27 protein-coding genes are annotated in these 25,792 nt (G+C 37.5%); 1 reads left to right on the forward strand and 26 read right to left on the reverse strand.

What is annotated here, in order from left to right; translation table 11 throughout:
• Positions 1–107 precede the first annotated feature (107 nt).
• The 6 genes from ACN0NP_RS00685 to gdhA form a co-directional block, all read right to left on the reverse strand.
• On the reverse strand, positions 108–1,880 hold the full coding sequence (locus ACN0NP_RS00685; protein WP_021142469.1) for an ABC transporter ATP-binding protein: 1,773 nt from the start codon (positions 1,878–1,880) through the stop codon (positions 108–110).
• A complete protein-coding gene (locus ACN0NP_RS00690) occupies positions 1,870–3,684 on the reverse strand; it encodes an ABC transporter ATP-binding protein (RefSeq protein WP_423217343.1) in 1,815 nt (604 codons plus the stop codon). Before ACN0NP_RS00690 ends, ACN0NP_RS00685 begins: the two co-directional genes overlap by 11 nt.
• A 3-nt stretch (positions 3,685–3,687) precedes the next feature.
• A complete protein-coding gene (locus tag ACN0NP_RS00695; RefSeq protein ID WP_074628587.1) occupies positions 3,688–4,128 on the reverse strand; it encodes a MarR family winged helix-turn-helix transcriptional regulator in 441 nt (146 codons plus the stop codon).
• A 147-nt stretch (positions 4,129–4,275) separates the two neighbouring features.
• Positions 4,276–4,686: a peptide deformylase gene (locus ACN0NP_RS00700; RefSeq protein WP_423217344.1), complete on the reverse strand. Its 411-nt coding sequence runs from the start codon at positions 4,684–4,686 to the stop codon at positions 4,276–4,278.
• Between the two features lie 2 nt (positions 4,687–4,688).
• Positions 4,689–5,192 carry a GNAT family N-acetyltransferase gene (locus ACN0NP_RS00705; RefSeq protein ID WP_423217345.1) on the reverse strand — a complete coding sequence of 168 codons (504 nt, stop codon included), beginning with the start codon at positions 5,190–5,192 and terminating at the stop codon, positions 4,689–4,691.
• Between the two features lie 152 nt (positions 5,193–5,344).
• Entirely contained in the window at positions 5,345–6,694 is a 1,350-nt protein-coding gene (gdhA, locus tag ACN0NP_RS00710) for an NADP-specific glutamate dehydrogenase (protein WP_021142476.1), read from the reverse strand.
• Positions 6,695–6,923: 229 nt separating this feature from the next.
• Here gdhA and ACN0NP_RS00715 point away from each other — a divergent pair, with 229 nt between their 5' ends.
• Entirely contained in the window at positions 6,924–7,421 is a 498-nt protein-coding gene (locus ACN0NP_RS00715; protein ID WP_021142477.1) for a DUF308 domain-containing protein, read from the forward strand.
• Between the two features lie 38 nt (positions 7,422–7,459).
• On the opposite strand, the gene queF is transcribed toward ACN0NP_RS00715, so the two are convergent.
• The 20 genes from queF to ACN0NP_RS00815 all read right to left on the reverse strand — a co-directional run bounded on the left by queF (position 7,460) and on the right by ACN0NP_RS00815 (position 25,785).
• Positions 7,460–7,951 carry a preQ(1) synthase gene (gene queF / locus ACN0NP_RS00720; RefSeq protein WP_021142478.1) on the reverse strand — a complete coding sequence of 164 codons (492 nt, stop codon included), beginning with the start codon at positions 7,949–7,951 and terminating at the stop codon, positions 7,460–7,462.
• Between the two features lie 15 nt (positions 7,952–7,966).
• Positions 7,967–8,680, reverse strand: coding sequence for a 7-carboxy-7-deazaguanine synthase QueE (gene queE, locus ACN0NP_RS00725; protein ID WP_423217346.1), 714 nt, complete (start codon positions 8,678–8,680; stop codon positions 7,967–7,969).
• Complete coding sequence (gene queD / locus ACN0NP_RS00730; RefSeq protein ID WP_024343959.1) at positions 8,673–9,119, reverse strand: 6-carboxytetrahydropterin synthase QueD; 447 nt, start codon at positions 9,117–9,119, stop codon at positions 8,673–8,675. The genes queE and queD overlap by 8 nt, the downstream gene beginning before the upstream one ends.
• Positions 9,119–9,772 (reverse strand): 7-cyano-7-deazaguanine synthase QueC, encoded by a 654-nt coding sequence (gene queC, locus ACN0NP_RS00735; RefSeq protein WP_004232125.1) that lies wholly within the window; start codon positions 9,770–9,772, stop codon positions 9,119–9,121. Before queC ends, queD begins: the two co-directional genes overlap by 1 nt.
• 165 nt (positions 9,773–9,937) lie before the next feature.
• Entirely contained in the window at positions 9,938–11,707 is a 1,770-nt protein-coding gene (locus ACN0NP_RS00740) for an ABC transporter ATP-binding protein (protein WP_024343958.1), read from the reverse strand.
• A gap of 2 nt (positions 11,708–11,709) precedes the next feature.
• A complete protein-coding gene (locus ACN0NP_RS00745) occupies positions 11,710–13,449 on the reverse strand; it encodes an ABC transporter ATP-binding protein (RefSeq protein ID WP_021142483.1) in 1,740 nt (579 codons plus the stop codon).
• A gap of 44 nt (positions 13,450–13,493) precedes the next feature.
• Entirely contained in the window at positions 13,494–15,362 is a 1,869-nt protein-coding gene (locus ACN0NP_RS00750) for an ABC-F family ATP-binding cassette domain-containing protein (RefSeq protein ID WP_423217347.1), read from the reverse strand.
• Complete coding sequence (locus ACN0NP_RS00755; RefSeq protein WP_024343955.1) at positions 15,359–16,564, reverse strand: CCA tRNA nucleotidyltransferase; 1,206 nt, start codon at positions 16,562–16,564, stop codon at positions 15,359–15,361. The genes ACN0NP_RS00750 and ACN0NP_RS00755 overlap by 4 nt, the downstream gene beginning before the upstream one ends.
• Complete coding sequence (gene dapB / locus ACN0NP_RS00760) at positions 16,561–17,328, reverse strand: 4-hydroxy-tetrahydrodipicolinate reductase (RefSeq protein WP_423217348.1); 768 nt, start codon at positions 17,326–17,328, stop codon at positions 16,561–16,563. The genes ACN0NP_RS00755 and dapB overlap by 4 nt, the downstream gene beginning before the upstream one ends.
• Before the next feature lie 20 nt (positions 17,329–17,348).
• Positions 17,349–18,197, reverse strand: coding sequence for a DegV family protein (locus ACN0NP_RS00765; RefSeq protein ID WP_027968628.1), 849 nt, complete (start codon positions 18,195–18,197; stop codon positions 17,349–17,351).
• On the reverse strand, positions 18,197–18,577 hold the full coding sequence (locus ACN0NP_RS00770) for a DUF1149 family protein (protein ID WP_021142489.1): 381 nt from the start codon (positions 18,575–18,577) through the stop codon (positions 18,197–18,199). The genes ACN0NP_RS00765 and ACN0NP_RS00770 overlap by 1 nt, the downstream gene beginning before the upstream one ends.
• Positions 18,578–18,692: 115 nt before the next feature.
• Positions 18,693–19,352 (reverse strand): glucosaminidase domain-containing protein, encoded by a 660-nt coding sequence (locus ACN0NP_RS00775; RefSeq protein WP_423217349.1) that lies wholly within the window; start codon positions 19,350–19,352, stop codon positions 18,693–18,695.
• Positions 19,353–19,467: 115 nt separating this feature from the next.
• Positions 19,468–21,228 (reverse strand): 1-deoxy-D-xylulose-5-phosphate synthase, encoded by a 1,761-nt coding sequence (locus tag ACN0NP_RS00780; protein ID WP_423217350.1) that lies wholly within the window; start codon positions 21,226–21,228, stop codon positions 19,468–19,470.
• 93 nt (positions 21,229–21,321) lie between these two features.
• Entirely contained in the window at positions 21,322–21,792 is a 471-nt protein-coding gene (locus tag ACN0NP_RS00785) for a flavodoxin (protein ID WP_423217351.1), read from the reverse strand.
• A gap of 91 nt (positions 21,793–21,883) precedes the next feature.
• The gene (locus ACN0NP_RS00790; RefSeq protein ID WP_423217352.1) at positions 21,884–22,501 is read right to left on the reverse strand and encodes an SDR family oxidoreductase; all 618 of its coding nucleotides are present in this window, start codon (positions 22,499–22,501) and stop codon (positions 21,884–21,886) included.
• Positions 22,502–22,521: 20 nt separating this feature from the next.
• Positions 22,522–23,319 carry an aldo/keto reductase gene (locus ACN0NP_RS00795; RefSeq protein WP_423217353.1) on the reverse strand — a complete coding sequence of 266 codons (798 nt, stop codon included), beginning with the start codon at positions 23,317–23,319 and terminating at the stop codon, positions 22,522–22,524.
• 32 nt (positions 23,320–23,351) lie between these two features.
• Complete coding sequence (locus ACN0NP_RS00800; protein ID WP_423217354.1) at positions 23,352–23,873, reverse strand: NAD(P)H-dependent oxidoreductase; 522 nt, start codon at positions 23,871–23,873, stop codon at positions 23,352–23,354.
• Between the two features lie 20 nt (positions 23,874–23,893).
• Positions 23,894–24,847, reverse strand: a complete 954-nt coding sequence (locus ACN0NP_RS00805; protein ID WP_423217355.1) for an aldo/keto reductase — start codon at positions 24,845–24,847, stop codon at positions 23,894–23,896.
• 12 nt (positions 24,848–24,859) lie between these two features.
• Positions 24,860–25,159, reverse strand: a complete 300-nt coding sequence (locus tag ACN0NP_RS00810) for a YciI family protein (protein WP_021142499.1) — start codon at positions 25,157–25,159, stop codon at positions 24,860–24,862.
• An 8-nt stretch (positions 25,160–25,167) separates the two neighbouring features.
• The gene (locus ACN0NP_RS00815) at positions 25,168–25,785 is read right to left on the reverse strand and encodes a TetR family transcriptional regulator (RefSeq protein WP_024343945.1); all 618 of its coding nucleotides are present in this window, start codon (positions 25,783–25,785) and stop codon (positions 25,168–25,170) included.
• Positions 25,786–25,792 lie beyond the last annotated feature (7 nt).

The raw sequence follows: 25,792 nt of genomic DNA on the forward strand, positions 1-25,792 counted from the left end.
ATCGTCTTCCTTTTTCACATTATGTCATATCCTTGAAATATAGTCAAATATTTTTACTATTTTAAACACAAAAAGAAAACTAGAAAAGCTCTAGTTTTCTAACATTTTTATGCTACTTCAAACTGTGAGTTGTAAAGGTCAGCATAGAAGCCACCTTCTGTCATCAACTCATCATGATTTCCTTGTTCGATGATGTTACCATCTTTCATAACAAGGATAAGATCAGCGTTTTTAATAGTTGATAGGCGGTGAGCAATTACAAATGATGTGCGACCTTCCATCAATTTATCCATAGCTTTTTGAATCAATTCTTCAGTACGTGTATCAACTGATGACGTTGCCTCATCCAAGATAAGAAGCGGAGCATTTTTCAAGAGCGCACGCGCAATTGTCAAAAGTTGTTTTTGACCAATTGAAAGGGTTACTGAATCATCAAGATAAGTATCATATCCATCAGGAAGCGTCATGATAAAGTGGTGAACACCGACTGCTTTAGCCGCAGCAACCACTTGTTCATCAGTAATGTTTTCTTGGTTGTAAATCAAGTTTTCTTTGATTGTACCTTCAAACAACCAAGTATCTTGAAGCACCATTGAGAATTGATCGTGAACTTCTTCTCGTGACATGTTACGAGTATCGATACCATCGATAGAGATTTGACCTTTGTCAATTTCATAGAATTTCATAAGCAAATTAACAATGGTTGTTTTACCAGCACCTGTTGGTCCAACGATAGCCACTTTTTGTCCTGGTTTAGCAACAGCTGAGAAATCATGGATAATCGTTTTATCTTTAGAATAACCAAAAAAGACATTATCAAAGGCAACCTCACCTTTAACAGCTGTCAATTGACGTTCTTTGTGAGAATCATCTTCCATTTCTTCTTCTTCAAGGAACTCAAAGACGCGGCTCATTGCAGCAGTTGCTGATTGCATTTGTGTGAAGGCTTGCGCAATTTGTGACAATGGTTGTGAGAAGATACGAACGTAAGTCATAAAGGCAACCACGTCACCCATTGTAATATCACCGTTAATAACTTTTACGGCACCAACAACACAGACCATAACGTAACCAAAGTTACCAATGAAAATCATCAGCGGCATCATAATACCAGACAAGAATTGTGATTGCCACATTGATTTATAAAGGTTTGTATTTAGTTTCTTAAAGGCTTCACTTGTTTCTTCAGACGCGTTGTAACTTGTTACCACATTGTGTCCAGAATAAATTTCTTCGACATAACCATTGACTGCTGCCAAGTTATTTTGTTGACGTTTAAACAATGGTTGTGATGAACCCATAATGACGATAACCAAAAGGAAACCAACGAAAACTGAGCCAATAGCTGTCAAAGCCATGCTGACGTTTGAATGGAACATCATGAAAATTGAACCAAACAAAAGCACAACAGAAGTCACTAATGTTCCCAAACTTTGGTTAAGTGATTGAGCAAGTAAGTCAACATCGTTTGTCACACGAGAAAGGGTATCACCTTGTGAATGACTATCAAAATAATTTAGTGGAACACGGTCAATTTTAACTTGAATAGCTGCACGTAATCGTTGTGAAAAACGTTGAACGATTGTGGCAACTGTAAAGTTTTGAATATAACCAACCACAGCTGAGACACCATACAAAATAGCAAGTGTCATTGCAATTTCTCCGACTTTGTCCAAATCAACACCTGGAATTGTTCCCATTTTCGTAGGTGTCAATCCGTCCATAATCGTATTTGTAATCTCTTTTAATTTATCAGGTCCAATAACCGTGATAGTCGCAGAAATAATCGCTCCAATCACCGCAAGGATGAATGGAAATTGGAAACCTTTGATATATGGCTTCATTCTGCTATAGAAAGATGCTTTTTTCTTATTTTCCATTTTCTAATTCCTCCTTAGATAATTGTGAGTAGGCAATTTCACGGTAAACTTCGTTGTTTGCAAGAAGTTCTTCGTGAGTACCTTGACCTACAACTTTACCTTCGTCAAGAACCAAGATTTGGTCGGCGTCCATGATTGTCGAAATACGTTGAGCAACAATCAACTTTGTCATGTTGGCTGTGCGTTCTTTCAATTGTGAACGAAGAATTCGGTCAGTCTTGTAATCAAGTGCAGAGAATGAATCATCAAAGATAATGATTTCTGGTTTACGTGCAAGAGCACGCGCAATTGCCAAACGTTGCTTTTGACCACCTGAGAAGTTCTGACCGCCTTGAGAAACGGGTGCTTTTAGTTGACCTTCTTTGCTTTCAACAAAGTCTCTACCTTGAGCCAAGTCAAGAGCTTCCCAGATTTTATCATCATCAAGTGGTGAGCTATTGCTGTCACCCATATCCATATTAGAAGTGATATCTCCGCTAAAGAGAACTGCTTTTTGTGGAATGTATCCGACAATCTTATGAAGCGTATCATGGTCGTAATCACGAACATTGACACCATCAACCTTGATTGTTCCTTCAGTTGCATCGTAGAAACGTGGAATCAAGTTCACTAAGGTTGATTTACCTGAACCAGTTGACCCAATAAAGGCAACAGTATCACCAGCTTTTGCTTTGAAAGAAACATGTTCTAGGACAGCCTCAGAATTTTTACTGTATCGGAATGAAACATTGTCAAATTCTACAGTTCCTTTTTCTTTTGGTTCAGCTTTACTTTCTTCAGGATAAAGTACAGATGATTTTGTATCCAAAACTTCATTGATACGACCTGCCGCTACAACCGCACGCGGCAAGATGAAGAACACAGCAATCATCATCATAAATCCGATAACAACTTGCATGGCATATGATGAATAAACCACCATATCAGAGAAAATGTTCACCTTGTCTTGCATAGCGCCTGCAATTTTTGTCGGATCTTTTGGAATAGCAATATCTTCAATCAAGAAGGCACCAATCCAGTAAATCGCCAATGTCATACCACTTGAAATACTTGTCATAACTGGTGACATCAATGACATTGAACGTCCAATGAAAAGGTTAAGATTTGTGACATCGTTATTTGCCTTTTCGAATTTAGCGTCTTGGTAGCTTTCAGCGTTATAAGCTCGAACAGCACGAATACCACTTAATGATTCACGTGTAATACTGTTTAGTTTATCAGTAAGTTTTTGAATCATACGTTGTTTTGGCATTACCATCATAAGAAGGAAAGCAAGCATGAAAATCATGACTGCAACCGCCACAACAAGTACCATTAACCATTCATGGTTTTTATCAGCAATCTTAGTAATTGCCCAAATCGCCATAATCGGACCTTTAGTAACAACTTGAAGTCCCATTGTGAAAACTAATTGAATTTGAGTAATATCGTTCGTTGTACGTGTTAAAAGACTTGGAATTGAAAACTTCTTGATTTCGGCATCCGAATAGTCTAAAACACTATGGAAAATATCATCACGCAGACGTGTACTGAAACTTGCTGCGATACGTGCCGCTAAGAAACCGACAACCACAGATGCTGCAAAACTTCCTAAAGAAAGCAAGATCATACGCATTCCAGGGGCATCAAAATTCCAAGCAAATATATCTTTCGCTTTTGTTCCTTGAGTTGATAGCAAGGATGTGATATCTGACATGTAATCAGGGATTTTTAAATCCAAGAAAACATTCAAACACACAAATAGTACGGCAATAATTATCATAGCGACTTCTTTTGCCGTTAATCGTTTAAAAATCTTTAACATGCGTTACTCCTTGTTTTCTAAATTTTTCAAAATACGATCAAAGACACGACCAGAAATTTCTAGCTCTTCACGACTAATGCCAGCAAAAATTTGCTTGTGAACCGCAGCGTGAAAGGCATCAATATCTTTTGTCTTAGCTCGACCAAGTTCAGTAAGCACTACACGCTTGTAACGTTTATCTACTTCAGATGGAACAACTTTTATAAAACCATTCTTTTCCATTCTTTTAATCAAATTACTGGTTACAGATTTTGAAATTTTAAGCTTACGTTCAATATCTTTAATGAAAACTTCTTTATCTTCATTATCTCTCAAATATAAAACCGCAAACCCCTGCGGACCAGCTAAGTTCTCCACATCATGAAGTTCACCGAGTTCGTGCACACGGTTTTCCATCAAATTAACGAAGTCTCTTAATTGTGAAAACGGATCTTTATCTCGCATTTTTTCCTCACTTTCTGAAAAGTTTTCAAGAATAATTCTTGCAAGTTACATTCTAGTTCTTATGAGAACTATTGTCAAGAAAAAAGTTCTCATGGTAATTATTTTTTAACTATAAAAGAAAAAGCACTGACTATCAGCGCTTTCACCTTAAATAATAATACCTTCTAAATGATCCAACTCATGCTGACAAATTTGTGCAGGTAGCCCTGTCAACGTAAGGCTTTGCTTGTTCCAATTTTTATCCATGAAAGTAACATCAATTTTTTGATAACGACGTGTCGAACGTGAACCCAGCAAAGAAAGGCATGATTCCTCTGTATCAAAAGGCAATGATTTATTCGTCAAAACTGGGTTAAACATAACTAAATCACCTAGTCCCATATTCACAATGATGGCACGTTTTTTAACGCCAATCATATTTGCCGCCATACCAACACAATTTTCACGATTCGCATTCAAGGTATCTTGTAAATCTGCTGCAAGATATAAATCAGCTTCTGTTGCTTCTTCTGATTTTTGTGCCAAGAAAAACGTATCTTTTACAATTTCTTTAATCATATTTACTCCATTACTAATTCCATAATATCAAAATCAATCAAAAGTCCATCGACTTCCATAAAACCTTTAAAGGTACCAATTTTTTGAAAACCCAAGCTTTCATAAAGGTGAATAGCTGACTTATTGTCAGACCTAACCTCAAGGGAAAGAATTTTTAAACCAGACTGCTTTGCAAGAGCAATTAATTGAGTCATCAACTTTCGACCGATTCCTTGATTCCAATTAGACTTTTTTACCGCAATCCCAATCTCAGCTCTATGAGCTAAGCGTTTTTTACGAAAACCACTACAGTTACAAGTACCAACAATTTGGTTATTAATTTCAGCTAACAGAAAAAAAGATGTGTCAGCATTTTGAATTTCTGCTAAAATACTCTCTTCGTCGGCAACAGAAAGTCCAATGCCTTCACTCCCATAGGAAAGATTGTCCGTTTCTGAACCAATTTGCTGACAAAATTCTATAATGGCTTTAGCATCACTTGCTTTTGCTTCCCTTATTGTGATCATGTGAAAGTCTCCTCTTTCGATAGAATCATTATATCAAAAAATGGTATTAACCAAAAGAGCCCACCAAAGTGAGCTCCGTTCGTTTATTTGATATTAGAGAATTAATTAAGATAATAATGGCTTGTTTAATCTGTCTGTATGCTTCTAAAAAATTAGACAATACCTTGTGCTGACATAGCTTCCGCAACTTTAAGGAAACCAGCAACGTTAGCACCGACAACAAGGTTACCCTCTGCACCAAATTCCTTGGCTGCAGATGCTGCGTTTTCGTAGATACCTTTCATGATGTTATAAAGTTTAGCATCTACTTCTTCGAATGTCCATGGTGTGCGTTGGCTATTTTGTGCCATTTCAAGTGCTGAAACAGCTACACCACCAGCGTTTGCTGCTTTGGCAGGACCAAATGAAACACCAGCTTTTTGGAAGACTTCAATTGCTTCAAGTGTAGATGGCATGTTTGCACCTTCAGTGACTGCAATAACACCATTTGCAACAAGAGCTTTTGCGTGTTCTTCGTTGATTTCATTTTGAGTAGCACATGGGAATGCAAGGTCTGCTTTGATGTTCCAGATTGACCCTTCAGATGCAGGAGTGAATGTTGCACTTGGACGAGCTTCAGCGTATTTAACGATACGAGCACGTTCAACTTCTTTCAATTGTTTAAGAAGTGGTACATCAATACCTTCTGGATCATAAACGAAACCAGATGAATCTGAAACAGCGACAACTTTAGCACCCAATGTTTGAAGTTTTTCAGTTGCATAAATCGCTACGTTACCTGAACCAGATACAAGAGCTACTTTACCAGCAAAATCTTCGCCACGTGCTTTAAGCATTTGTTCTGCAAAGTAAACTGCACCGTAACCAGTTGCTTCAGTACGAGCAAGTGATCCACCATAAGTAAGGCCTTTACCAGTAAGAACACCAGTGTATTCGTTACGAAGGCGTTTGTATTGACCGTAAAGGTAACCAATTTCACGTCCACCTACACCGATATCACCAGCTGGTACGTCAGTATCAGCGCCGATGTGTTTGCTCAACTCAGTCATAAAGCTTTGGCAGAAACGCATAATTTCGTTGTCTGATTTACCTTTAGGATCAAAGTTTGAACCACCTTTACCACCGCCGATTGGTTGACCAGTAAGAGAGTTTTTGAAAATTTGTTCGAAACCAAGGAATTTAATGATTGATTGGTTTACAGAAGGGTGGAAGCGAAGACCACCTTTGTATGGTCCAATTGCAGATGAGAACTGAACACGGAAACCACGATTCACTTGAACTTGACCTTTATCGTCAACCCAAGGAACACGGAAAGTGATAATACGTTCTGGTTCTACCAAGCGTTCAAGAAGGTTTTCTTCGATATATTTTGGATATTTATCGAACACTGGGACAAGTGATTCAAAAACTTCTTCTACTGCTTGTAGAAACTCTGGTTCGTGAGCATTTTGAGCTTTAACCTTTTCAAAGACGCCAGCTACGTACTCTTTACCTGTTGTCATATATATTCCTCCAAATGCGAGATTGTAATTTTTATTACATTAAATATTATAAATTTTCTGAATATTATTGTCAAGCATTTTCGGTAAGTTTTTTGAAAAATTCACGATTTTATGTCATAAAATATTACATAGAATGTTAAAAAGTCCTAAAAACCTGTCAGTACATGCTCTAACAATCTTTTTTGTGAAAAATGTGATATGATAAAGGTGACTTATAGGAGGTATCATTATGAAACGTTTTTCATTTCTAGCAGGGATTATCGCAACCCTTATCGGCTTGTTTCTTTTTATCCATCCTTTTACAACAACTGCTATGATTGGCTGGATCATCGCCATCATCATTTTCTTGTCTGGTTTCACCAGTCTTATGATGTTTTCTAGCAGTTTCACTCGTTCACCTTGGTACTTATTACAAGGAATTCTATCCATTATTTTTGGCATTATTCTTCTCTCAAGTTCAGTTATGTCACTATCAAGTGCGGTTATGACAATCGCTGCTTATTGGTTTTTGATTAGTGGTATTCTTCGCTTAATTGGTGGATTTCAAATGCGTAAAGCAGGATTTTACGACGCTAATCGATTTTTGAGTTCAGCCGTAATTGCTATTCTTATTGGACTCTTCCTCCTATTTAATCCAACATTATCAGCTATATTTGTTGGTCGACTTGCTGGTCTTCTTCTTATGGCTGTTGGTGTTTCAGGAATTACTTTTTCATTTAAACTATAATAAACAAAAGTCTCGGATAATTTTCCGAGACTTTATTTTTAGCGGTTATCAATTTTTTCTGGGTAGAGATCGTGATTCATCAAACGATGCTCTGCCATTTTTTCATATTTTGTACCAGGTTTACCATAGTTGAAGTATGGATCAATTGACAATCCACCACGTGGTGTGAATTTCCCCCAAACTTCAAGATATCGAGGATTAAGTAATTTAATCAAATCTTTCCCGATTGTGTTAATGCAATTTTCATGGAAATCTCCATGATTGCGGTAACTAAAAAGATAAAGTTTTAAAGATTTTGATTCAACACAAAGTTTGTCAGGGATGTATGATAGATAAATAGTAGCAAAATCAGGTTGCCCTGTAATCGGACAAAGCGATGTAAACTCTGGACAGTTAAATTTGATAAAATAATCATTTTCAACGTGTCGATTATCAAATGATTCTAAGATACTTGGGTCGTATTCATATGTGTATTTTGTGTTTTGGTTTCCCAAAAGTGTTAAGTCTTTCATTTCATCTGTTCTTGTCATTTTAAATCTCCTTTTTTAGACACCACGTTTATTGTCATATAAAAGCGTATGTAATTGTGGCAATACTCGTACAGATTGCCATTCAGGGTCTGCAGCCACCGTTTCCCATAGCATGCGCAGACGATTAAGCTGTGCTTCTACAATATTTCCAGCAGCGTGGGGCTCTGGGTTACCTGCAGATAAGTACAAAACATCTGGTTGATAACGGTTTTGAATCATTTTTGCAAATGCCAAATCGTCATCATCAAAGACAGGAATTTTAAAAGTAAGCTGGTCTTTTTCCAATTGTGACACAATAAAATCAAGTGTTTCAAAATTCACAGTCATTTTACTTGATGGTGGTTTTGGGCTAAGTGTCACCTGATCAATATCCTTAAGCCAAGTTTGCCAACGTGACCCTTGCGTTTCAATACCAAGTGTGACACCACGCGCCTTGAGTTTAGTAACTAATTCTCCCATACTTGCCCCTAAAAGGCATGGATTCCCACCTGACAAAGTCACATAATCGTAAGTACCAAGTCGATCGAGCTCAGCGATGATTTCATCTGCTGTCATTCGACTTGGCTTTTCAGAACCATTCCACGTAAAATCTGAATCACACCAAGCACAATGATAATCACAGCCACCTGTTCTGACAAACATGGTCTTTTGTCCAATTGCTCTGCCTTCTCCTTGGAAAGTTGGACCAAAAATTTCTAAAACAGGAATGGTTAATGGTCGCTTAGGCATCTAACTCCCACTCCCTTCTGAACTCAGCATAAGAAGTTGGTGTTTCATATAAACGGACATATTCTACTCGAATATCTCGCTCTTTTGGCAGATGCTGCTCCAACTGTTTAAAAATCCAATAAACCATATTTTCAGCAGTCGTATTCATGTAGGGTAGACTTTCATTTAAATAGCGATGATCCAAATATGGTTCCAAGTGGTCTTTATAAATTTGCTTGATATCTCCAAAATCAACTGCCATTGCGCGATTATCCAGCATTCCAGAAACAGCAAGTTGCAAGTGATAAGTATGCCCATGAAGTGCCTTACACTTTCCATCATAATCATATAAATGATGCGCTGCATCAAATGTAAATTCTTTTGAAACCATGACACGGTGCGGACAATACACAAGTGACTCACCTGTCGGTTTTTTAATTTCTTTTGGAATTTCAAACATCAGTCTTGACCTCTTCTAGCTAAATACTTTTCAAGACCAGCTTGACGAAGTTTACATGAAGGGCATTCACCACAACCACTTCCCTTGATACCATTGTAACAAGTCAAAGTGTTTTCTCGGACATAATCAAATTTTCCAAGTTTATCTGCCAACTCCCATGTTTCTGACTTATCAAGCCACATTAAAGGGGTTTGAATGACAAAGTTATAATCCATTGCCAAATTCAAAGTCACATTTAGTGATTTAACAAAGGCATCACGACAGTCAGGATAACCTGAAAAGTCAGTTTCACAAACACCAGTGATAATATCTGTAATGCCAAGACGTTTTGCAAGCACAGCCGCAAACGATAAGAAGAGATGATTACGACCATCAACAAAAGTATTTGGCACATCATCATCAGGATTTTCAATCTCAATATCACGAGTCAATGCATTTTCAGTTAATTGCCCGAGCAATGACATATCAAGCAAGTGATTTTTAACACCTTGCTCAGCTGCAATTTGTTTAGCAACTTCGATTTCAAGGCTATGGCGTTGACCATAATTAAAAGTCACAGTTTCGACATGTTCATAGTGCTTCAAAGCCCAAAATAGGCAAGTAGTTGAATCTTGTCCGCCACTAAAGACGACAAGAGCAGATTGACGTTTCATTCAATATCTCTTTTCTAAGATATCTGGGCAAAGAAAAAGCCCCTATGGGAATCCACAGGGGCGCTAATATCAGTCATTAGGCTGGTTTTTTTTAGCGATGGCTTTTCCCAAACATCGATAATATTACTTTCTAATCATACCATTTTTAAAACTGATATTCAATTTTTAACTGTTTTTAGCAAACTGGCTATTGTAAAGGTCATAATAGAATCCCTTAGCAGCAAGTAAACTTTCATGATTTCCTTGTTCAACAATTTGACCATTGTTCAAAACAAGAATTTTGTCAGCATCTTGAATAGTAGACAAACGGTGAGCAATGACAAAGCTTGTTCTGCCATGCATCAATTTTTCCATTGCTTTTTGGATAAGCAATTCCAATCGTGTATCAACTGAAGATGTCGCTTCATCCAAAATCAAAATTTTTGGATCTGCTAGAAGAGCACGCGCAATTGTTAATAATTGTTTTTGTCCAAGAGAAACATTACTTGATTCTTGATTCATTTCCATGTTGTATCCACCAGGAAGGGTGCGAATAAAGTGGTCAACGTTCGCGGCTTTAGCAGCTTCAACAATTTCTTCATCAGTCGCATCAAGATTACCAAAACGGAGATTTTCTTTAATCGTTGCTTCATAAAGCCATGCATCTTGCAAGACCATACCAAACTGCTTACGATATTCCTGACGTGATAGATTTCGAATGTCATGACCATCAATTTTAATTGAACCACCAGTGACATCGTAAAATCTCATCAACAGATTAATCAAGGTTGTCTTACCAGCACCCGTTGGACCAACAATTGCAACCATTTCTCCTGGTTTGACGTCAAGATTAAAGTTACGGATGAGTGGTTTGTCAGGTGTGTATTGGAAAGAAACATCCTCAAAAGTGACTTGACCAGACAAATCATGTGTCAACTGTTCTTTGACTTCAGCTGCTTCTTCTGGCTCATCAAGAACTTCAAAGATACGTTCTAGTGATGATTTTGCACTTTGTAGAATACTTGCCAGTTGCGTAATCGTTTGAACTGGCTGGCTAATTTGCCAAACGTATTGAACAAAAGCCTGCATGTTACCAATCGTCAAAGCACCTGCTAACACTTGAAGCGCACTGAGCATGGCAATGAGTAAGTAAGCCATATCTGAAATTGCACTTAAAACGGGCATCATAATCCCAGAAATGAAACTGGCTTTAAAACCTACTTCTTGAAGATTTTCTGTAATGTCTCGAAATTCTTCACTTGAAATTTCTTCACGACCATAGAGTTTAATGACATTAAAACCAGAAAGATTTTCCTGAACAAAACCATTCATATCTCCAAGCGTATCGGCTTGTTTTTTGAAATAGGGCTGAGATTTTTTCAAAATGAACTTAGCACTGAAATAATTAATCGGAATAATGGCTACAACAATCAAAGCTAATTTCCAGTTAAGGTAGAAAACCATAAACATAACAGCAAAAATCGTTACAAAAGCATTGATAATTTGCAAGAAACTTTGTTGAAGAGCGTTTGACACTGTTTCAACATCAGATGTGAAACGTCCCAAAACATTACCAAATTGTTGGCTATCAAAATATGAAACTGGAATTTTATTGATTTTTTCACTCAAATCACGACGCAAATCATGAATCGTTTTTTGCACCGCTTTAGTCATAAAGAAGTTTGAGCCGTATGAACCAATTTCATAACCAAATCCACGAATAAAATACAGTACCAAAATAATCGCAATATAAGTTGTATTGATATGTGCGCCAGAAACACCTCGAGCCATATCAAGTAAGTTTGCTGTTAATTCAGTAATTGCAAGACCAAGTACGAAAGGCTCCAACACACTCATGATACCACTGAAAATTTTAAGAAAAATCGCTAAGAAAAGTGAGCCTTTATAGTTGCGGAGATAATCCCATAAACGTAAAAATACATTTCGTTTTTCCATGTTTACTCTCCTTTCATTCCATCTACATTTTTCAACTGTGAATTAGCAATTTCACGATAAATATCATTTGATTGCATTAATTCGTCGTGTGTACCACGACCTACAATTTCACCCTTATCAAGAACGATAATTTGGTCAGCATTCATGATAGTACCAACACGTTGAGCAACAATTAAAACCGTCGCATTATGCGTAACCTCTTTTAAACGAGCACGCAACTGCGCATCAGTCTTATAATCAAGAGCTGAGAATGAATCATCGAAAATGTAAATATCGGGTTTCTTAACAACCGCACGCGCAATTGACAAACGTTGTTTTTGACCACCAGACAAATTGCTTCCGCCCTCTGCCAAGTGAGTCTGATAACGTTCATCACGACTTTCAATAAATTCTTTTGCCTGCGCAACGTCTGCAGCTTCTTGCAATTCAAAGTTTGTTGCGTCAGCCTTACCATATTTTAAGTTTTCCTCAATTGTTCCTGTAAATAGCAAAGCTTTTTGAGGAATAAAACCAATTTTTTGACGAAGTGCTTTCAACTGATAATCTCTGACATCAACACCATCCACTAAGATTTTACCAAGTGTAACATCGTAAAAACGTGGAATCAGATTCACAAGAGAAGATTTACCAGAACCAGTTGACCCGATAAAGGCAATGGTTTCACCAGGTTTTGCCTTGAAGGAAATATCTTTTAAGACCGGGCTTTCTGTTTCGCCAGGATAAGCGAATGTAACCTTGTCAAATTCCAAATAACCTTTTGTTTGTGTTTCAGTTACACCATCTTCATTCGGATTGATAGAGATTGGCATATTCATAACTTCAGAAATACGTTCACTTGAAACAACCATTCTTGGATACATGGTAAATAAATTGGCAAAAAGCAAGAATGAAAATAATGCGTGGAAACTATACTCAATGAAGGCAACTAGGTTACCGATTTGCAAAGCACCACTTGCTAACGGGTTCAAAGCAAACCAGACAATTGAGACAATCATTGAAATGATAATCAAAACAAACAGCGGCTCGGTCAATCCTGTCAAAATAAAGAGACGACTTGATAAATCTTTGTATTCTTCATTTTTCGAATCAAAACGTTTTTCTTGGAAATCTTCTCTAGCAAATGCACGAATAACGCGCAAGCCAGTTAAATTTTCACGAACATATTGGTTAATTTTATCTAGAGTTGCTTGTTGTTTTTCAGATAATGGACGTGTCTTAGTTGCCACATAATAAACAACTAAAATCAAAAATGGAATGGCAACTGCTACAATCCATGCTAACGACGGACTTGTCAGCAAAATCATAACAACACTAGAAACCATCATCAAAGGTGTAATCACACCCATTCGAAGTGACTGCTCAGCAAATTGTGTCAAGATGAAAGCATCACTCGTCATACGCGTAACAAGGGAAGACACACCAATTTGTTCATATTCATGGTGTGAATATTGTTGTAATTTATCATACATATCATTACGCATATCTTTAATCATATTAGTTGTGATTTTACCCGCCGCATAAGCAAGTACAACACGCCCAACAGTACCAATGACAATGATGGCAAACATAACAATCGCCCAAAAATAAACACGTTCTTTATTTCCAGGTGTTACCCCTTGGTCAATCATTCGAGCTAGAGCTGTTGGCAAACCTAAGTTAACCAATACAAAAGTTAAGGCTCCGACAACATCTAGAATTAGCCATTTAGGATATTTTTTCAAATAAGTCCAAATTAGTTTCATGGTCTTTCCTTTCTATATTTTGTGTATGAAAGAAGTGACCTCGCCTACTCGGCTAAGTCACTTAGGTATTCATATCTTTCGTATTTTTCAAGTAAGTTTTCATTAGCTTCATCTAATGAACGTTGAAGCTCTGCTAATTTACCATAATCACTGGCATTTTCTTGCATTTGAGCTTCGATAGATTCGATGTCTTCTTCAAGTTTGGCAATTTCATCTTCGATGACTTCCCATTCTTGTTTTTCAAAATAAGACATGCGTTTCTTTTTCGTTTTTTCTTTTTCGGTCTTTTGTTGTGATTCTTTTTTAACTTGTTCTGCTGCATTTTCTTCAAATGCTTTTTCGTCAAGATAATCCGTGTAATTTCCGAAAAATTCTCTGATATGACCATTTTCAAAGGCCAAAATTTTATTAGCTACCTTATCAAGGAAATAGCGGTCGTGACTAACTGTGATAACTGGCCCTTGGAAAGTTTGTAAGAAGCTTTCAAGAACAGTCAAAGTCGCAATGTCAAGGTCGTTTGTCGGTTCGTCGAGCAAAAGAACATTTGGTTTTTCAATCAAAATTTTCAAGAGGTAAAGACGTTTCTTCTCACCACCAGAAAGTTTTGAAATCAAAGTTCCATGCGTTGAACGTGGGAACAAGAATTGTTCAAGTAAATCTGTGACGCTTGTTGAACCTACACTTGTCTTAACCTCATCTGCCACTTCTTGAAGATAATTGATAACACGTTTGTTCTCGTCCATATCTTTTGGCAATTGTGAGAAATAACCAATGCGAACAGTCTCACCAATTTCAAGTTTACCTGAACTTGGCTTCAAATCACCATTAATCAAATTAAGAAGGGTTGATTTCCCGACTCCGTTATCTCCAACAATCCCAATTCGGTCTTTATTTTGCACCAATAAATTGAAATCTGTTAGGATTTGTTTATCAGGAAAAGCAAATGAAACATCTTCAAAATTGATAACTTTTTTCCCGATACGGCTTGTTTCAAAGTTAATTTCAAGCTCTGTCGACTGAGTCGTACCAGACAAGTCAGCTTTTAAATCATTAAATCGATTAATACGTGCTTGTTGTTTTGTTGCACGAGCTTGTGGTTGCGTACGCATCCAAGCCAACTCCTGCTTGTAAAGTTGTTTTTTCTTGTGAAGCGTTGCTGCGTCACGCTCGTCTTGTTCTGCACGCAAACGAACGTAGTCCTGATAATTTCCTTGGTATTCTGTCAATTGACTATTTGCCAATTCAAAAATGCGTGTTGCCACATTATCCAAGAAATATCGGTCGTGGGTGATGAAAAGAACTGTCTTTTTAGAAGTTTTCAAGAAATTTGTCAGCCAAGCAATGGTATCAATATCCAAATGGTTTGTCGGCTCGTCAAGCAACAACAAGTCAGCATCATTTAGCAAGACTTGTGCTAATTGCACGCGGCGACGAAGACCTCCAGACAAATCACCAACTTTTTGTGACAAATCTTCAAGACCAAGTTTTGTCAAAACTGTCTTCACTTCACTCTCAATCGCCCAAGCATCAAGTGAGTCCATCTCGGCCATGACTTTTTCAAGCTTATCTTGATTAGCTTCATCATAATTTGCCATCAAGGTTTCATAAGTCTTAATCAAAGTCATTTCGCGTAAATCAGATGACAAAACAGTGTCCAAAATGGTTTTCTCATTGTCAAATTCAGGTTCTTGCGTCAAATAAGCAATTTTATAACCATTCTTGGCAGAAAATGGTGACACATCACCGTCAAAACCAAGTCGACCTGAGATAACATCGAGCAAGGTTGTTTTACCGGTCCCATTAACACCAATAATTCCGATACGATCAAAATCATGAATAATAAAGGAAATATCACGAAAGACGGTTTTATCCCCAACAGATTTTGTTAAATGTTCTACGATAAAATCGCTCATTTGTTTTCCTTTCTAATGAATTCAAAAATTGCCTCTTTGTCGTTTGCTAATTCTCCAAGGACAATTTGTTTTTCGATTTCTTTTAAGATTTTACCAAGTTCTGGTCCTGGTTTGTATTGCATTTCTTTGATTAAAATGCCTCCATTAACCACAATTTCATGCTTATCATGAATCGTCAATTCTTTATCTAATCGATCAATAATGTCAAAATCAACTGGCAAACCAAAACCTAAGCGAAGATCTTCAGCTTGCTCAATCAAGTTTCTACCATAGCTATACATTTCCATCTTGTCAAGTTCATTGGTCATGCGGAAACGATAAATTGATACGATTTTTTCAACATCCTTTTGAAATTGACTTGACGTTTTCCAAGCACGCAAGAATGCTCGAACATCCTTAATCTCTAAAGCTAATAGCAAAGCTGCCCAAGCTTGTTCAGACGATTTAAAGTGATAATCACAAGATAAATCATCCAACAATTGCTGCAAATTATCATGTGCATTTTCAAGATAAGGAAGATATTTTTGAGCATCACTTGCAATCATGGCTTTAATCCCTTTACGCCAGAAAGGTGCCATCAAAAGTTTGTCAAACTCAATAAAAGAGCGCTCTACCGAAATTTTTTCAAGTAAGGGCGCATGTGCTGCCATTGCAGCAAAAGTTTCAGGTTCAATGTCAAAATCAAGACTCGCAGAAAAACGGAAACCACGCATAATGCGAAGAGCATCTTCGTTAAAACGCTCTGCAGGATTTCCTACTGCGCGCAAAAGCTTCGCTTTCAAGTCGTCTAAACCATTGAATTTATCAATAATCAAACCTGTTTCGTCAAGAGCAAAAGCATTCACCGTAAAATCACGACGTTTCAAATCTTCTTCAAGTGATCGAACAAATGATACGCTGCTTGGTCTACGATAATCCACGTAAACATCTTCAGTACGGAAAGTCGTAATTTCATACTCTCCACCCTCTTCTAACACGAGAACTGTTCCGTGTTCAATACCGATATCAACCGTACGATGAAAAATGCTTTTTGTCTCTTCTGGATAAGAGCTTGTCGCAATATCAACATCGTGAATTGGGCGGTGCAATAACACATCACGTACACTGCCGCCAACAAAGTAAGCTTCATAGCCTGCTTCACGAATTTTCTTTAAAATTGGTAAAGCCTCCTGAAATTCAGAAGGCAAATTATTTAATTTCATAGTAATTTTTCCAAACCATAAACAAGTTTATCTTGTTTCACAACTGCTTTAATTCCAATATTTACGCCACTCATAAATGAAATACGATCATATGAATCATGACGAAGTGTCAAACCTTCACCTTGTGCTCCAAAAATAACTTCTTGGTGAGCAACCAAACCAGGTAAACGAACACTGTGAATACGCATGCCATCAAAATCAGCACCACGCGCACCCTTTAGTGTTTCAACTTCATCAGCTGCACCTTGTTTTTTAGGCTGACGCACTTCACGGATCAATTCAGCAGTCTTAACAGCTGTTCCTGAAGGAGCATCTTTCTTCTTATCATGATGTAGTTCAATAATCTCAACATCTGGGAAGTATTTAGCAGCTTTAGCGGCAAATTCCATGAGTAAAATAGCACCGATAGCAAAATTTGGAGCGATTAGCCCACCAGTTTTCTTTTCTTCAGAAAGAGCAATAAGCTCTGCAATTTCTTCTTCAGAAAAACCAGTTGTTCCAACAACAGGAGCAAAACCATTCTCCAAGGCAAAACGAGTATTTTCATAAGCGACAGATGGCATCGTAAAATCAACCCACACGTCAGCGTCAAAGCCAACTAGTTGTGATTTGTCAGTAAAAACTGGAACACCGTCAACTTCTGTTTCAGTCGCAAATGGATCAAGCAAGCCTGCTAAGTTCAAGTCTTTGTCTTCCTTAACCATATTAACGGCTGCTGAGCCCATTCTCCCTTTAAAACCTGCTACGATAACTTTAATACTCATGTTTTTTTCCTCTCTAACACTTAGACAATTGGTGTGAAACCAAATGCAACTGCGCCTTCCCCTAAATGAGTAGCAATTACGCCATCAAATGATACAATTTCAAGATTATCAGTCTGACCTTTATCTGCCAAAGCTTGATAGAAGTGTTGTGCTTTTTCTTCGGCACGAGAATGGATAATAAAGACTTCGTAATCTCCATTAACTGTCACTTCTGAAAGAACATCAACGAGACGTTTAATAGCTTTTTTCTCTGTTCGAACTTTTTCGTAAACTTCAATAACACCTTCGTCGTTAAAGTAAAGAATTGGTTTGATGCTAAGCAAGTTACCAATCAAAGCTGAACCATTTGACAAACGACCACCTTTTACCAAGTGATTCAAATCATCCACCATAATAAAGGCACTTGTTCCATCGATTTGTTTTTGCAATTTTGCTAAAATATCGTCGAATGAAACACCTGCTTCAGCCCAATTCAAAGTATTGCGAACCATGCTACCTAGTGGTGCTGAAGTGATTTTGCTATCTGGAAATGCAATCGTCAATTCAGGGTAGTCTTCAATCAAGAATTGAATATTTTGCCAGAATCCTGAAATACCAGATGACAAGAACAAACCAACAACATGTGTGTAGCCTTCAGAAGAAACTTTTGTTAAGATTTCATCTAATTTTGCTAAACTTGGTTGACTTGTTTTTGGAAGAACTGGTGATGCTGCCATTTTCTTGTAAAAATCATCTAAGCTTAGATTTTTACCTTCTACATAAGAAACACCATCAATCATAATAGGGATATCAAGGACAAAAAGATTCTCTTTAGCCTTGATGTCATCTGACAAAACTGCGGTTGTATCTGTTATAACTGCTAATTTCATTAATTTCTAAACTCCAATTTAACCCCTGGACGATCGAGGGCAATTTCGGTTACTTCGTATGTTAGGCGTTGCACGATATCTAGTAAAGGTGCAGCCAAATATTCAACTTCGTCCTTAGTGAATTCGCTTGGTTCGTTAACAATACGATTTTGAATGTGAACCATTTGTGAGACAACACCGCTAATAACAAACTCTTGTTTCACGACCATAAACTGCAAAACAGAAACAATTGTTGTTTGATTGTTGTCTGTGTCTTTTTTCACTAATTGAAATGTTACTTCAAAATTAGTCTTCGGTGTACCATTTTCTTTTTCCCATTCGAGATTTCTTGCATCATAATGGTATTGGTTGACAAATTCTTTTTCACGTACTAATTCCATACTAATCTCCTCTTTGTATATCACTTTTCATTATAGCATAAATAACTTGTATTTTGCACGCTTTTCTTTGAAGTTTGAAACAATATCGAACAACTTTTTCAAAAGAAGGAAACGCTCACCAACTATCGTAAATTGTCAAGTCATATTCTGAAATAATTTGGTTTAACTTGCTGCCATACGATGTGTCTGTGGCATAAGTTCCTGTCAATGCTGCCGTAGCATCTTGATAAGATGTTGTATTTGATTTTCGAACTCCAGCATAAATATCTTTTTGTAAGAACTGTGCATAATCTTGTAACGATTCTTCTTGGCTACCGTAAGAACGGAACTGAGCATCAATCGTATAAGTATTCCCACTGCCATCATCTTCCCAAGTTTGCATAGTTGTCGACTGCCCGTTGTAATCACCTTTAATGCCAAAATAATTATAGTAAGGAGGTTGACTAAGTGCAGACTGACCACTATTTGACTCAAGAATAGCTTGCGCAATCATAACCGAAGCATACAAATCATTTTGAGCAGCAATTTGGCGCGCTGTTTCACCAATTTCCTGAATAAATGAAATCGTTGTCGTATCTTGAGATGATTGGCTTGTATCTGCAGAAGCTGAATAAGCGCCGTCTTGCGAAGAAATGGCATAGAACATCAAGGTCGAACAAGACAAAAAAGCCAGAAAAACCATTCCATACAAAACTGATTTTGACAGTTTTTTAGAAGTTCGTTTTCTCCTAACTTTTCTTCTTCCTTTTATTTTTCTTACCTTTGCCAAATGCACACAATCCTTTCAAAATATCAATTTTCAGTATACCAAATTTTCATTAAAAATGAGTTAATCAACTGTTAAGTTAAGAAAAAAGTCAGCGTCTAACGGCACTGACCTTTCTATTTTATTAATCTACATTTTTCAAAATGTTGTTAACGATATTTTCTACAGAAATACCATTTTCAGCTAACAATTCTTGAGCATTGTAACGGTCATGGAAAGCTTTTTCCACTCCGTAGTTTTGAACCTTAAGATCATGGTCACCAAGATAGCTTGCAACCATTTGACCGTAACCACCTTCAAGTACGCCATCTTCAAGCGTTACAACAAGCTGGTGCTCAACTGCCAAGCTATCAAGCAATTCTTCATCCAATCCTGTGATGAATTTTGGATTAACAATTGTCGCTGTAATACCATGTTTGTCAGCTAATTTATTAGCAACTTCCTCTGCTAAAGCGTAGAAGTTACCAAGTCCAAAGATAGCAACCTTGTTACCTTTTTGAGTCACTTGGTTTTTATTAAGAATTGAGTAATCTGTGTTATCTGCAACACCTGTCTCACGAAGTGGTCCAACAGGAATACGGATAGCAACTGGATGTTCATTTTGTTCAACTGCCCAATCAAGCATAGCCATGTGTTCTTCCTTACTTGTTGGTGCCAAATAAACAACGTTTGGAATGTGTGCCAAGAATGGAATATCAAAAAAACCAAGGTGACTTTCGTCATTCATTGCATTAACAGATGCTGAGTAAACAAGTGTTGTAACCGGAAGATTGTTCAGCGCAATGTCATGAGACCATTGGTCATATGTACGTTGCATAAATGGCGCTGCAACATACCAAATTGGTTTGGCACCATTTTTAGCAAGCCCAGCTGACATTGTAGCAGCTTCTTCTTCAGCGATACCGACATCAACAAATTGTTTCCCGGCTTCTTTACGTTGATCTTGGTTCAACATAAACATTGGTGTTCCTGCATTAACAGCAACAACTGTCGGATCATTCTTAATTTTATTCAAGACAAAATCTGTAGTGATGCTATTGTATGTTTCACCAGCATTTCCACCTCGAAGATACACACCTGTTTCGGGATTGTAGGGTCCACCTGCATGGAATGCTTCACGATTTTCTTCCATGAATGTCACACCATGACCTTTTTGCGTATGAATATGTAACAAAACTGGATGATTAGTATCTTTGATCTTTTCAAACAAAGCAATCAAAGCATCGAGGTCATTACCCGCATCAAGGTAATGATAATCAAATCCAAGAGCTTCGAAAAGATTATTTTCAGCTTGACCATTGCTTTCACGCAGGTCACGAAGGGCTGTGTAAATACCACCAGTTGGGTTAACAGCAATTGATTGGTCGTTATCGTTAACAATGACAATTATATTTGTGCCTTCTGTTGCGATTTGGTTCAAACCTTCGTATGCCATACCACCTGAAAGAGAACCATCCCCAATGACTGCAACTACGTTGTATGATTCATCTTTTAAATCACGCGCTTTAGCAACACCTGATGCAAGAGACAAAGAAGTTGACGTGTGACCTACTGTGAAGAGGTCATGTTCGCTTTCTTTAGGATTTGTGTAACCTGATACGTCATCATAATGCGCTGAGTCAAGAAAAGCTTGCGCACGACCAGTTAACATTTTATGAACGTATGATTGGTGTGACACGTCAAAAATGAATTTATCTACTGGTGAATTAAAGACATAGTGCATAGCAACTGTCATTTCAACCATACCAAAGTTCGGTCCATTGTGTCCACCATGTTGGCTTGTTTTTTCAAGAAGCGCTTGTCGTGCTTCATCAACAACACGGTGCAAATCTTCACGTGATAATTGTTTTAAATCTTGTGGTGATGAAATTGTTTCAAGTACCATATCGTCTCCTTTGAATTTTTTTTAAGTATGATTATCATACACCTTGGAGTCCACTCCAAGTCAAATACTTTTTTAATTTTTTTCAATAATAAACTAACTAATCAGACCGTTATCTGCCAACCAGCTATTAATTGACGTTTCGCTTGATAAAATACGCCCCTTGACAGGATTTTTCAGCAAATTATACATTTCAATCTGGGCATCACTATAAGTTGAACCGCCAGAGGTTGCAAAACTAGCCACTTTTTTATCAGACAAGTCCAAAGCTTCGATGACCGTATAGATGATACGTGGCGGAATTCCCCACCAAATCGGATGACCAAAAATAACTGTGTCATATTGGCTAATATCAGGCAATTCCCCGTGATAAGCTGGGCGACTTGCTGAATCTTTTTGTTCAACATTGGCACGACAATTTGGAATTATCCAGTCTAAATCCTTACTTGTATAGGGATTTTCAACGTCAATTTGATACAAATCAGCGCCTATTTTACGTGCCATTTGCTGTGCAACACGTTTCGTATTTCCTGTAATGGAAAAGTAAATAATCAATGATTTCGACATCAGAATCCTCCCTTCTGGAAGCCATTAAACTTTCCAAGTGTCTTTTATCATACACCTTAGAGTCAACTCTACGTCAAGCTGTTTTTTGACTTTAATCAAAGATTTTTTCAATAGGTGTATTACCTGGATTAATCGCAATCACACGTTTAAAAGTTGACGGTTTGTCAACAATTTCTGCTAAAACACTCGCCACATCTTCAATTGAAATAGCGGTAAAGCCTTTATCTCCCAAAGCAATGTGACCTTGCCCTGCTTCTTCCAATAAATTTCCTGGCTGAACAATCGTGTAGTCCAAACCAGATTGATTCACCAGATAATTATCCGCAAAGAATTTAGCGATATAATAATCAGTCAGATTCTCAGGCCATTTTTCTGGTGTTAACGAAAAGAGAGCACTGAGCATAACAAAGCGTGTTATGCCAACTTTTTTAGCTGCCTGCATTAATTTGACAGCGCCGTAGTCATCGGTTTGTAGCAAATCCTTACCACGAGAACCCGCCGCAAACACAACAACGTCAGCACCTTTTAAAAGTTCTGCAATATTATCAACCGAAGCATGCAAATCCATTTTCTGTGGCGTAACATTGGGGAGTTCAACAACTGCTTCTGGACGACGAGCACCCGCAATCACTTGGTAATTTTTTGCTGATAATTTTTTCAAAAGTTCTGTCGCTACACGACCTGTCGAACCTGCCACAAAAATCTTCATTTTGATACTCCTTTTCTGTCTCATTCGTTCCAACCAAATAAACCATGTCCACGGTCAAGCTGGCGAATTGCTTCCATATCTTTAGCAGACAATTCAAAATCAAAAACCTCAAAATTCTGTTTCATCCGTTCACTATTGGCTGATTTTGGAATAGCTACCACACCTTCTTGAAGTAAAAAGCGTAAAATAACCTGCGCAGCTGTCTTGTGATATTGGCTGCCAATCGTTGTTAACAAAGGATGATTAAAAATATTTTCCTTGCCTTCGCCAAAAGGCGCCCAAGATTCAAATTGAATATCATTTTCGTGGCAAAATTGTCGCATAGCAACTTGTTGCTGAAAAACGTGCATTTCATTTTGGAGCACCGCTGGTTTCACAGAAAATTTAGCTAAAATTCCTTTGATTTGTTCTTGGTTAAAATTCGACAAACCGATTGCTTTTAATTGACCTGCTTGATAAGCTTCTTGCAAAGCTTGGTAAGTTCCTTCGTAATCAGATACCACCCAATGAATCAACATCAAATCAATATAATCTGTTTGCAAATTCTTTAAAGCCTGCGCAATCTGTGCCTTTGTCGCACGATAACCTGATGTTGCTAATTTGGTTGTGATGAAAAAGCCCTCTCTTGGCAAACCAGACGCCTTAATCGCCTGACCAACACCAACTTCATTACGATAATATTGTGCCGTATCAATGTGACGGTAGCCTGTTTTTATCGCTTGCCTAACAATTCTCTCTGTCTCTTTTTCAGGAATTTGATAAACACCAAATCCCAACTGAGGCATCTGTGCCCCAGTATTGAGGGTTACGTATTGCATCGCTTTCTCCTTTCGCTTTGAAATGAAAGAAATTATTCCGCAGATAAAACTTCAACAAATTTTTCGGCTTGCTCTGATAAGTTAGCATCACTTAGCTTAAGAGTGCCTGTTGTAATAAATGGCTCTAAAAATTGCAAACCTGTGTGATATTGGATAGTCACAATTGGTTTTAAAACCTCTTCAATAGTTGTGTGAAAACGACCTTCAAGTTGGTAATCATCAAGAGCTGCACCAAAACTTGCTGCTAAAATTACTTCTTTACCACAAAGAGCATTTCCAGTTGAACCATAAGCCCAACCATATTCTAAAACAGCATCAAACCATTGTTTTAGAAGAGCGGGTGTTTGGTACCAATAAATCGGAAATTGCAAAACAATTCGATCAGCTGCCTCAAGTGCTGCTTGTTCTGCTGCCACATCAATTTTAAAATCGGGATATAATTGATAAACATCGCGAACTTCAAAACCTGCTGTACTGGCTGCTTTTGCAAGGTTAGCGTTAATGCGTGAGCCATTTTCTAAATTAGGGTGAAATGTAAAAATAGTTGTTTTCAATTGCATACTCCTCTCAACAATTAAGCTTGACCTTCCCAACCACCACGAGTATCAACAACTGATGCAACAGCAGTTTGTTCCAATTGTGAGACTTCCTCATCTGTCAAGATAATAGTCGAAGCTTGCGCGGCATCAATCACTTGTTCCACTTTTGTTACACCTAAAATCGGTGTTGTTCCTCGACCAATCGCCCAAGCAGTCGCAATTTGTGCTGGAGAAACGTCATATTTGTCAGCTAATTTACGCAAACCAGCAAGTAAATCTTTCAAAGCTGGGAAAAGTGGATTATAAGTTTTACCACGACTTGAATTTTCTGGTAGCAAGTGGTTCTCATCATATTTTCCTGAAAGAGCACCTTGTTCTAGCACCATATATGAGAAAAATTGAATATCATTTTCTTTACAATAATCAAGTAGTCCATCTTCGATAGAATTACGGTACAAAAGACTAAAGTGATTTTGAACAGCTGAAACTTTAATACCATGTGGCGCTAAAATGTCTTGGACTCGCTTCACTTGGCTAAGACTGTGATTTGAAACACCAATACGTCCAATTTTTCCAGTTTTTACCGCATCAACCAAAAGTGGTGTCCAACGTTCTACATCTGCTGAATTGTGAATCCAATAAATATCAATAAAATCAGTTCCTAAACGTTTTAAACTTCCTTCGAGCATATCAACAACTGGATTTTCAGCTGCATCATTTTGCATACCTGGTGTAAATTTATCTGAAATAACGACTTGGTCACGACCATAAGCATTAGAAAGTTCACCAAGAATACGTTCAGATTCACCATTTGCGTAAGCGTAAGCTGTGTCAAAAACATTAAATCCATTATCCATGGCAGTATTAAAGACGTCTTTCAAATCAGCTGTATCTAGTTGGTTACCAAAAACGGCATCACCACCAGCAAAACCACCAACTCCCCAAGACCATGTTCCTAGTGCAATTTTTGCTTCTGTTTTTTGAGTCATATCTGTCACCTCTTATTTTCCTTTATAGTCTGTAATATTTTCTGCGATAATATTAGCTTGAAATTCGTGAACATCATAAGTTGCCATATCTGGATAGTAAGCATCTTTAGCAATCAATTCATCTAATTCAGCTCTGCTATTTGCCTGTGCAATCACAAGCCCTGCCATTGCTTTATCACGATATGGTCCTACTAACAAAAAATTACCTGCCTTAGCTTGAGCACCAAACCATTCGCGATGCCCAGCCAAAAGTTCATCAGCCTTATCAGCAGGAACTTGCTCAGCGTTAATTGTAATATCGATTAAATACATTTTTTCTCCTATTTCATCAAATTTAAAATACAATTTTCAATCATTTCTGAAACACTCATGTAAACGTAAGGAACTTCTGCCTCAGCCATTGCTTCTTTTTGTTTTTCTGTCACTTCTGTGTACGGATAAACGCCGTAAAGAAATGGGAAAAAGGCAAAAATAAACTGTTGATTGGCTATCTCATTTCGTTTTGGAAAATGTTTTTCAAGTATCTGTCTCACCAAATCAAGAGAGCGTCCATAAACTTTTTTAAACTCTACTAAAGGTTCAATTCGACTTTCAGCATCAAGCGAAGCCATGTCCACCGCTAAAATTTTAAGCAAAGTTAATCTCTCTTCAAGACTTTTTGCCATTTCACTAGCAAACATTTCTTGAGTTAGTTTTTCCTTTTTCAAAATGTCTTGCAAATCTTGCTCCCATTTTAAATATTCTCGCTCCAAAAGAGCTAAAAAGATTTCTTCTTTATTATCAAAATAGGTATAAATAGCTGTGCGGGTAAACGACAGACGATTACCAATTTCTTTAACATTGATTTCCTTAAATGGCATTTCTTGGTAAAGAGCTTGTGCTACATCAATGATTTCCTCACGTCTTCTCTGACATTCTTCTCTAGAAATTCTACCCATATCTACC

It is taken from the genome of Streptococcus equinus, from assembly GCF_049393805.1.
GTDB classification, from domain to species: domain Bacteria; phylum Bacillota; class Bacilli; order Lactobacillales; family Streptococcaceae; genus Streptococcus; species Streptococcus equinus.